The sequence below is a fragment of the Photorhabdus kleinii genome, assembly GCF_025384885.1.
Lineage (GTDB): Bacteria > Pseudomonadota > Gammaproteobacteria > Enterobacterales > Enterobacteriaceae > Photorhabdus > Photorhabdus kayaii.
The window spans coordinates 398,887-408,423 of the sequence record NZ_JAJAFY010000001.1 but is presented as its reverse complement, the minus strand read 5'-3'; the positions used below and the strand labels follow the sequence as shown (position 1 = coordinate 408,423).

The window sequence follows — 9,537 nt, the reverse complement described above, 5'->3', positions numbered from 1 at the left end:
TTGAGTTGCCCATTTTACCACTAAATAATTCAAGTACCCCACTTTTTTATGCTCTCCTAATACTTTATACCGAATCAGAGTTGCTGGCAGAACTTGGGCACCGCCTCCGGGAGCATCGGGGTGCAGGCCTTCTGAATTCTTCCGTTAATCAGAAGGCCCCGGCGGAGGTACTGCACATCAGCCACGTCTCGACTGTCGTCTGAAAAGGATTACAACCCTAACTCAGATAATCCAGGATGATCATCAGGGCGGCGACCTAAAGGCCAATGAAATTTGCGCTCAGATTCTTTTATCGGAAGATCATTAATACAAGCATAACGGTTGTACATCAAACCATCTTCGTTAAATTCCCAATTCTCATTACCATATGAGCGAAACCAGTTACCGGAATCGTCATGCCATTCATAAGCATAACGAACCGCTATTCTATTCTCAGTAAACGCCCAAAGTTCTTTAATCAATCGATATTCATGCTCTTTCGCCCATTTTCTGGCTAATAAGTCCTGAGCTTCTTTACGACTATGTACAAATTCAGCACGATTACGCCAATGGGTATCCAATGAATAAGCCAATGCAACTTTTTCAGGATCACGGCTATTCCATCCATCTTCCGCCAAGCGAACTTTCTGAATAGCGGTTTCACGGGTAAATGGCGGAACCGGCTGGCGAATTTCTTTTGTATTAGACATATTGTCTCCTAATTAAATTTTCCATTAACTCACATCGTATTTATTCAGCAATGCCTCGGCAATATTCATCGCCTCTAAAGCATAATGTGTATCATTCATCACATGCGCAGTTGTAATAGCGCCTTCTATTAAGAGCAAGAGCTTCCTCGCTAAATCCGCTGATGAATCCGGCGATATTTCTTCACAAATAGACAGCACGTAAGTAAAAACTTTCTCTTTATGTTCCTTAGCAATTATTCTTACCGGATCATCAGGATTAGGGCGTTCACCAGATGTATTAATAAATGCACATCCTCTAAAATCATCACTTACGAACCATCTTTGTAATACCAAAAAAATATTCAGCAATTTCTCTTTAGGTGTTTTATATTCGACTATTGATGAGGTAAACCATCTCATCCATCGTTCATCTCGCCGACGAAGAACTTCTTCAATCAACCCCTCTTTCGTACCAAAATAACGATAAATTGTCTTACGTGAAGAACCGGTAGTGCGCGTTATCAGATCGATACCCGTCGCCGCAATCCCCCTTGTGTAAATTAATTCCTCTACAACATCCAACATGTTTTCCCTGTTGTTGGGCGCCTGCTCACCTTCCATGTTTTTCATGGTAGAACGATCATTCTCCATAGTCAACCTCTTTACTGAAAAAATAGATTTAAATTGTTATCTCTATGATTTAAAAAGTAATTATTAATGTTCATCGCCTTTATCACCAAAGTTGCTCATTCCCATACGAAAATGCCCTTTAATAATGATCTTATCAGAGAAATGAAGAAATAATATTAAATTTCCTACTACCATTTCTTGCTTATTATATCAATTAAAAAATAGAAATTTATTTTTAAAAGGAAAAAACAATATCAACATATTATTTTCATAGAATGTTTACAATATTCTATTTTATCTCTTTATTGTGAGTTATTTTTAATAATAAATCTTTAAGAATATTATTAATAAATATCTTAAAACACTACCAACAATTAGACAAATAAATAAAATGAATGAAGGGCGAATATCCGCCCTTCTGTCAACCACCAGCTAATTTAACTGTCATACCTTTGGCTTCAAGCAATTGTTTCAATAAATCCCTTTTATCACCTTGAATTTCTATTTCGCCATCCTTTACTGAACCACCACAGCCACATTTTTTCTTCAATTCAGCCGCCAGTTTAATCAGTGTCTGATCATCAGCATCAATCCCGGTAATCACGCAAACCCCTTTTCCTTTACGACCACTGGTTTGACGTTGAATACGAACAATACCATCTCCTTTTGGACGCTGAGATTTAACCGTTTCTTCCTGAATACGCCCTCTGTCTGTGGAATAGACCAACCGAGAATTATTATCTTGCATTAATCACTCCCGCAATAGATTGATTAATTTGACGCAATGCGGCCGCAGGATCGGCGGCACGGGTAATCGGACGGCCAATGACCATATAATCAACGCCAGCCAATACCGCCTGTTCTGGCGTCATGATACGGCGCTGATCACCCACATCACTGCCCGTCGGGCGAATTCCGGGAGTAACTAATTGAAAATGCTGACCACAAACCTTTTTCAGTTGCTGAGCTTCATGCGCAGAACAAACCACACCATCCAGCCCACATGCCTGAGTCAGTTTTGCCAACCTTTCAGCCTGTTGCGCTGGTGTCATATCAATCCCAATACCTTGCAGATCCGATTGTTCCATACTGGTTAATACCGTGACAGCAATTAATAACGGCGCATCATGACCATAAGGCAGCAGCGCCTCTTTCGCCGCTGTCATCATTCTGGCACCACCACTCGCATGTACGTTTACCATCCAAACCCCCATCTCAGCAGCAGCAGCTACCGCTCTGGCGGTGGTATTAGGAATATCATGGAATTTCAAATCCAGAAATACTTCAAAACCACGTTGGTGCAGCAACTTAACAAACTGCGGACCATGTAGGGTAAACATCTCTTTACCTACTTTCAGACGGCAATCCTGTGGATCAATTTTATCGGCAAAAGCCAGCGCCGCATCCTGATTGTCGTAATCTAAAGCAACAATGACAGGCGAGCTAACCTGTCTACCGAACGATGTTAAGGTATGAGATGTCATTTTTTAACCTTTTTGACTAACAAAGCAATATTATGGTGACACTGTCACTGACCATCTAATCCACGGATCGGTTTAATCGAATCCCACGAACGGCATGATGGACAGTGCCAATAAAGCGAATGAGAAGTAAAGCCGCACTTATGGCAGCGATAATTAGGTTTGGTGCGAATTTGCTCACCAACCATGTCCCGTAGCAAGATAATACTTTCTTTCGCCCGACCCTCTTCTGCTTCGGCCAGGTGGTAATCCATCAAGCGATAAAATAGGCGCATGGTCGGATGACGCTCCAATCGATGATTGATGTAAGTTTGCGCGACTTCATGCCCTTCTTGCTGCTCGATAATATCAGCCAGCAAAAGCTCGGCCGTTGCCCCACAATCCTCTTCGACACAACGTCTCAGGAAATTTTCCCATTCATCAAGCTGATTCCGATGCTGGTAACACTCCTGGAGAATAGGTAACACCTCACTCACCAACTGTTTATCCTGCTCAAGAACAGATTTTAAAGCATCCGCCGCTTTATTGTACTCTTGCCGGGCCATAAACAGACGCCCCAACATGATAGAAACTCTGGCGCAGTTTTTATCTGCCTGAACCGCTTTATTGAGATAACCGATAGCCTCATCAAGATCATCACCGCTCATCTCCTGTAAAGCGAGTTCACAATAAAAATGCGCAATTTTTTCCCGTAAATCATGTTTGCCGGATTTGACTAATTTCTCAGCAATATCAATGGCTTTTTTCCAATCACTGGTTGCCTGATAAATAGTCAGCAGCGATTGAAACGCATTTTGTCGAAAATCTTTTTCATTCACCAATTGAGAGAACATATTTTCAGCACGATCATACAAACCCGCAGACATATAATCGCGGCCCAATTGTTGCGTCGCAAGCAAACGCTGATCAAATGTCAGAGAAGCGCTTTCCATGAGAGATTGATGAATGCGGATAGCCCGCTCTACTTCTCCCCTGGAACGGAATAGATTCCCCAAAGTCAAATGCGCTTCAAAAGCAGAACTGTCCTCTTTAAGCATTTCAAGAAACAGATCCACGGCTTTATCTTGCTGGTTTGAAAGGAGAAAGTTAACCCCGGTAACATATTCTCGTGATAAGCGATCAGCATTTTGTTGCTTATCCTGTTGAGCACTTCTGCGCCCCATATACCAGCCATAAGCAGCGGCCACAGGAAGCAACAGAAACAACAGCTCTAACATAGGGGTTTATTCCTTGCTAAGTGCAAGCGATGAATGAGTAACCGAAGGTTCAGCAGGTTGCTCCAGTTGCGCTTCAAGTCGCTTAATCTTGCGTTCAGCTCTTCCTAATGACAAACGAGCACGAAGATAAAATAATCCACAGATAACCCAACCTAACACGAAACCGCTAGCAAATAATACAGCTAAAAGTGTAGATATAGAGTAATTCCCTTTAGCAATCAGATAGTTAAATGTAACAATCTGTTCGTTATTTGATCCAAGAGTCATCGAAACGACAAAGATCACCAATACCAGTAATAAAATCAGAAAATATTTCACATTTTTTCCTGTTATCTATTGTTGCTTGGACATTATGCTGGATAACGGCTCATTAAATTAGCATTTCCAGTCTGGATAAAGGAAGCAATTTATCATGATAAATGCGTCTTTCAGCTTTTTTGCGATATCTTCCCACCGATTAAGTGTAAATAAGAAGCAATGACACCGCCAAATCCTTTTTGTCGTTAATCAACCGCCATTTTTCTGAGTGACGACGCGACCATAAAAAAACCCACTAAAAGTAGCGACAAACTTGCAGCAAACAGGGTATATACCTAGAAGGAAAAACATATCCGGTCTCTCATTGCCAACCTGCCAACAATACAGCTACAGGTGGTAACAATAAAATCAGGGTTGCGATAATAATAGGTTTAGTAAATGGATTCATATCTGGCACCGGATTATTTTTATACACATTTTAAAAACTTGTTCAGTGTTAACATGTTAGTGTTATAACAGCCATTTATATATGATTATTTGAAAGTTTTTGACAGATAATTTGCGGTAAATATGGCAAAATATAGCCGCATTATAATCAGAGAAAATCTTTTACGCAGTGTCCGCTGATTTCCCAGACCGGTATTGTTTTTCACATCTATGTCTTGTAACGAGTCTGAATCAACATATGAACAATAAAATGCAATTAAAACGAGTCGCTGAGGCCAAGTTACCCACTCCTTGGGGTGATTTTTTAATGGTCGGCTTTGAAGAAATCGCCACAGGTCAAGATCATGTCGCATTAGTATACGGTACTATTTCTGGCAATGAACCTGTTCTTTCCAGGATCCATTCAGAATGTCTGACCGGTGACGCCCTGTTTAGTCTACGTTGTGATTGCGGTTTTCAACTTGAAGCCGCCCTTGCTCAAATTGCTAAAGAAGGGCGAGGTGTATTACTTTATCATCGACAAGAAGGTCGTAATATTGGCTTAATCAATAAAATTCGTGCTTACGCGTTACAGGATAACGGTATCGATACTGTAGAAGCTAACCATCAGTTAGGTTTTGCCGCCGATGAGCGTGATTTCACCTTATGTGCAGATATGTATAAATTACTCGGTGTTCAAGCTATTCGTCTGCTGACAAATAATCCCAAAAAAGTGGAAATTATGACCGAAACAGGTATTAATATTGTAGAACGTGTTCCATTAATTACCGGCCGGAATCCTAAAAATGCTTATTATTTGGATACCAAAGCCAAAAAAATGGGTCATTTGTTACCTGAGCAAAATTAGTTTCTCAGTAAGCTAGCTGGAAAAAACGGCGCTCAAATAAATCAGTGCCGTCTTTAGTATGATGTATACCCTATGGATTTCAAGATGCATCGCGACGGCAAGGGAGTGAATCCCCGGGAGCATAGAGAACTATGTGACCGGGGTGAGCGAGTGCAACCAACAAAGAGGCAGCTTGAAAGATAACGGGTATAAAAATTATTTCAACATGTGACGAATAACATAGTGCAAAATACCACCGTGGTGGAAATAATCTAATTCAGTTCTGGTATCAATACGACACTGAGCATTAATGATTTCCTGACGCCCATCCGAATAAGTCACTTTCACCGGAACAATCTGTCCCGGCTTGAGGTCATTCATCCCTTCAATATCAATTGTCTCATCACCTCGCAGATTTAATGTCTTACGATTTACGCCCTGAGAAAATTCCAATGGCAATACCCCCATACCAATCAGGTTCGAACGGTGAATACGCTCAAATGATTCCGCAATCACCACCCTAACCCCCAATAACCGAGTCCCCTTCGCTGCCCAGTCGCGGCTCGAACCAGAACCATATTCTTTGCCTGCAATGATAGCCAATGGTGTTTTTTCTTCCTGATAACGCATAGCTGCATCATAAATCGCTAATTGTGTCTGTGATGGAATATGGCGGGTATATCCTCCTTCGATACCAGAAATCATCTCATTACGGATACGGATATTAGCAAACGTTCCACACATCATGACTTCATGATTACCGCGCCTTGAGCCGTAGGAGTTAAAATCCTTAGGTTCAACCCCATGTTCTTGAAGATAACGCCCTGCCGGGCTGTCAGCTTTGATATTCCCCGCCGGAGAAATATGGTCTGTGGTTACAGAATCCCCAAGAATAGCCAATATATTCGCGCCGTGAATATCCGTTATCGCTTCAGGTTCTGCTGTCATTTCACTAAAGAACGGTGGGTGGCGAATATAAGTAGAATCAAGCTGGAAGTGATAAGTTGCAGAACTCGCAACATCCAGCGACTGCCATGTTTCATCACCATCAAAGACTTCCGCATACTCTTTGTGAAACATATCAGCCTTAATTTGATCAACCGCTTTAGCAATTTCTTTGCTATCAGGCCAGATATCCTTCAAATAGACATCATTGCCTTGTTGATCCTGACCAAGAGGATCTTTAGTCAAATCCTTTTTCATGTTGCCGGATAAAGCATACGCCACGACTAACGGCGGCGACGCTAGCCAGTTAGTTTTTATCAGAGGATGGATACGGCCTTCAAAGTTTCGGTTGCCAGAAAGGACCGCACCGACGGTAAGATCAGCTTGCTTAATCGCCGCTTCAATAGATTCATGCAGTGGCCCAGAGTTACCAATGCAAGTTGTACAACCATAACCTACCAGATTGAAGCCCAATTGCTCCAGATACGGCATCAAGCCAGCCAGTTCAAGGTAATCCGTCACCACTTTCGAGCCTGGCGCCAGTGAGGTTTTCACCCACGGTTGGCGTTTAAGCCCCTTCTCAACCGCTTTTTTCGCCAACAACCCCGCGGCCATCAGCACAGTGGGATTAGATGTGTTGGTACAGGAAGTAATCGCAGCAATGACAACAGCCCCCTCTTCTAACTCATACTTCTGGTTATCCAGATTAACTGGCGCTGAGATGGCTTTCCCCTGGGATTTATTCATTTCCAGATCAACGGATGATTGAAATACTTGAGGTACTCGCGCTAAAGCCACCCTGTCTTGTGGACGTTTCGGTCCAGCGAGGCTCGCTTCCACCGTCGACATGTCCAGCTCAAGACTACTGGTAAATACCGGTTCATCACCGGGATTTCGCCATAATCCTTGGATCTTACAATAAGCTTCTACCAGCTCAATCTGCTGTTCTGCACGCCCTGTCAATCGCATATAGCTCAGGGTAATATCATCTACCGGGAAGAAACCGCAAGTTGCACCATATTCCGGTGACATATTGGCAATGGTTGCCCTGTCTGCCAGCGGCAAATCAGCTAACCCATCCCCATAAAATTCAACAAATTTCCCGACCACACCATGGGCACGCAGCATCTGAGTCACTGTCAGTACAAGGTCTGTTGCAGTAATCCCTTCGCGTAACTTGCCGGTAAGTTTAAAACCCACCACATCAGGAATAAGCATGGAAACAGGTTGTCCTAACATGGCCGCTTCAGCTTCAATACCGCCCACCCCCCATCCTAAAACACCGAGACCATTGATCATGGTGGTATGAGAATCGGTACCAACCAAGGTATCAGGATAAGCCAACTCTCGTCCGTTATGCATTTCATGCCAAACCGTTTTACCCAGGTATTCCAGGTTTACCTGATGGCAAATCCCGGTTCCGGGCGGGACAACACGAAAACGGTTAAAAGCTTTTTGCCCCCAACGCAGAAAAAGATAACGCTCGTAGTTACGTTCCATTTCTAATTGAACATTTTGTTCAAAGGCTTTTTCCGTGCCGAATTTATCCACCATAACTGAATGGTCAATAACCAAATCAACGGGTGATAGTGGATTAACTTGTTCAACATTACCACCAAGGCGCTGAACCGCTTCTCTCATGGCCGCTAAATCAACAACGGCAGGCACCCCGGTGAAATCCTGCATTAATACACGTGCCGGCCGGTAAGCAATTTCTCTGTCTGTATGGCCGGTATTTTGCCAATCAACAATTGCTTTCAAATCATCATCAACAACAGAATTGCCATCGATATTGCGAAGAAGATTTTCCAGAAGAACTTTCAGTGATTTGGGCAAACGGGAAATATCACCCAAATGTTTAGCAACCAGTGGTAAGCTGTAATAATCATATTGTTTACTTGCAGCGGAAAGTGTTGAAACACAAACTTTTTTTAAATCAAACGACATAACTCCTCCTTCTTCTTATACTGGCATAACTCAAAACCACCTTAGTGCCTAGCCGTTAATGATAATGGCACAAATTAAACATAACATATAAGCAAATATTTGTTTCTCATTACCGCACAATGAATCAATTCAGTGTAACTATCAGAATTTCAGTAATAAATTTTGATAATTTAGTCGAGTAAACAATCGAATGATAATCAGCTAGAATTAACCCGCTAACAATTCAATTGGATTCAAATTATCAATAAAAAAACAAGGACAAAATAATGGATATAAAAAACGAAATTACGAATAATCAGCAACATATCGCAAAAATCAATGAAGCTAATACGTTCTTTCACATCAACGACACTTATTTTAATATAGAAAATACCAATAAATATAATGAAAAGGATGGCTTAGTTCAGTTCATCATAGCCAAACAATTATCTGATAAACCAGAAGTTATAGAGAAAACAAACAACCTAAGTCAAACATTAATTGCACTCTCCTCCATTGCAACCAATTATGTCAATAAATACGCGGAAAAATATGGAGAGCAATATAAAACAGATATGGATTTTTGGACGAAAGTCGTTAACAAATTACCTCTAATGGGTACCAGCAAAGTTGAATCCAAAAATTACACCGATTCATTAAATGGTTTAAGCATTTCAAAAAGTTTCCTTAATTTTATCATGAATGTTGTTGTATTCGAAAATACGGATATGCTGCCAGATTTCGCTAATTTTCTTACCAAGCAAGGCGAAACGATTCGTTTAGGCATACGGAAAAATAAAGGCTTTTATTCTACAGTGACACTGACGATTGCCATCGATACGTTGATTGTAGGAGAGAAGACAGTATATATTCCGAAACTAAAACTCTATCGAGTTAATTTTGATAGCACCAATTCAAACTTTTTATCAAGCTGTGCTTCTAATGAAAATATCAATATTGATTTTGAGTATTCATCCTTAATATCGGTCTTAGACTATGAAGCACTCGAACATCCTGAGATTAAAACCAGTTTTGATAATTTCATTAACAAGCAAAGAAAAACATCAATAGAAGATTCTGATGATTTCTTCAGTGGTGAGTTTGAACCGATCTGATAAGCAAAATTAGGGAGCTAATCG

Annotated in this window: 9 protein-coding genes; 2 read left to right on the top strand and 7 right to left on the bottom strand. The window is 41.3% G+C overall.

Annotation, left to right across the window (positions count from 1 at the left end; translation table 11 throughout):
* Positions 1-209: 209 nt before the first annotated feature.
* From LG003_RS01860 to LG003_RS01835, 6 genes are all read right to left on the bottom strand, one after another.
* Complete coding sequence (locus tag LG003_RS01860) at positions 210-689, bottom strand: nuclear transport factor 2 family protein (protein ID WP_112879390.1); 480 nt, start codon at positions 687-689, stop codon at positions 210-212.
* Between the two features lie 24 nt (positions 690-713).
* Positions 714-1,319, bottom strand: a complete 606-nt coding sequence (locus tag LG003_RS01855) for a TetR/AcrR family transcriptional regulator (protein WP_112879391.1) — start codon at positions 1,317-1,319, stop codon at positions 714-716.
* 400 nt (positions 1,320-1,719) lie between these two features.
* Positions 1,720-2,046, bottom strand: coding sequence for a stress response translation initiation inhibitor YciH (yciH, locus tag LG003_RS01850; RefSeq protein ID WP_112879392.1), 327 nt, complete (start codon positions 2,044-2,046; stop codon positions 1,720-1,722).
* The gene (pyrF, locus tag LG003_RS01845) at positions 2,036-2,782 is read right to left on the bottom strand and encodes an orotidine-5'-phosphate decarboxylase (RefSeq protein ID WP_262980042.1); all 747 of its coding nucleotides are present in this window, start codon (positions 2,780-2,782) and stop codon (positions 2,036-2,038) included. Before pyrF ends, yciH begins: the two co-directional genes overlap by 11 nt.
* A 44-nt stretch (positions 2,783-2,826) precedes the next feature.
* A complete protein-coding gene (lapB, locus tag LG003_RS01840) occupies positions 2,827-3,996 on the bottom strand; it encodes a lipopolysaccharide assembly protein LapB (RefSeq protein ID WP_112879394.1) in 1,170 nt (389 codons plus the stop codon).
* A gap of 6 nt (positions 3,997-4,002) precedes the next feature.
* A complete protein-coding gene (locus LG003_RS01835; protein WP_112879395.1) occupies positions 4,003-4,314 on the bottom strand; it encodes a LapA family protein in 312 nt (103 codons plus the stop codon).
* Positions 4,315-4,951: 637 nt separating this feature from the next.
* Here LG003_RS01835 and ribA point away from each other — a divergent pair.
* Positions 4,952-5,548, top strand: coding sequence for a GTP cyclohydrolase II (gene ribA, locus LG003_RS01830; protein ID WP_112879396.1), 597 nt, complete (start codon positions 4,952-4,954; stop codon positions 5,546-5,548).
* Between the two features lie 195 nt (positions 5,549-5,743).
* Here the strand turns inward: ribA and acnA are convergent, their stop codons facing one another.
* Complete coding sequence (gene acnA / locus LG003_RS01825) at positions 5,744-8,419, bottom strand: aconitate hydratase AcnA (RefSeq protein WP_262980041.1); 2,676 nt, start codon at positions 8,417-8,419, stop codon at positions 5,744-5,746.
* Between the two features lie 266 nt (positions 8,420-8,685).
* Between acnA and LG003_RS01820 the strand changes: the two genes are divergently transcribed.
* A complete protein-coding gene (locus tag LG003_RS01820) occupies positions 8,686-9,513 on the top strand; it encodes a hypothetical protein (RefSeq protein WP_112879398.1) in 828 nt (275 codons plus the stop codon).
* Positions 9,514-9,537: the final 24 nt, after the last annotated feature.

Excerpts from the sequence above, each read along its gene's own strand:
- LG003_RS01855 (WP_112879391.1), bottom strand. The coding sequence starts at position 1,319 with ATGGAGAATGATCGTTCTACCATGAAAAACATGGAAGGTGAGCAGGCG.
- LG003_RS01820 (WP_112879398.1), top strand. The coding sequence starts at position 8,686 with ATGGATATAAAAAACGAAATTACGAATAATCAGCAACATATCGCAAAA.
- yciH (WP_112879392.1), bottom strand. The coding sequence starts at position 2,046 with ATGCAAGATAATAATTCTCGGTTGGTCTATTCCACAGACAGAGGGCGT.
- ribA (WP_112879396.1), top strand. The coding sequence starts at position 4,952 with ATGCAATTAAAACGAGTCGCTGAGGCCAAGTTACCCACTCCTTGGGGT.
- acnA (WP_262980041.1), bottom strand. The coding sequence starts at position 8,419 with ATGTCGTTTGATTTAAAAAAAGTTTGTGTTTCAACACTTTCCGCTGCA.
- LG003_RS01860 (WP_112879390.1), bottom strand. The coding sequence starts at position 689 with ATGTCTAATACAAAAGAAATTCGCCAGCCGGTTCCGCCATTTACCCGT.
- lapB (WP_112879394.1), bottom strand. The coding sequence starts at position 3,996 with ATGTTAGAGCTGTTGTTTCTGTTGCTTCCTGTGGCCGCTGCTTATGGC.
- pyrF (WP_262980042.1), bottom strand. The coding sequence starts at position 2,782 with ATGACATCTCATACCTTAACATCGTTCGGTAGACAGGTTAGCTCGCCT.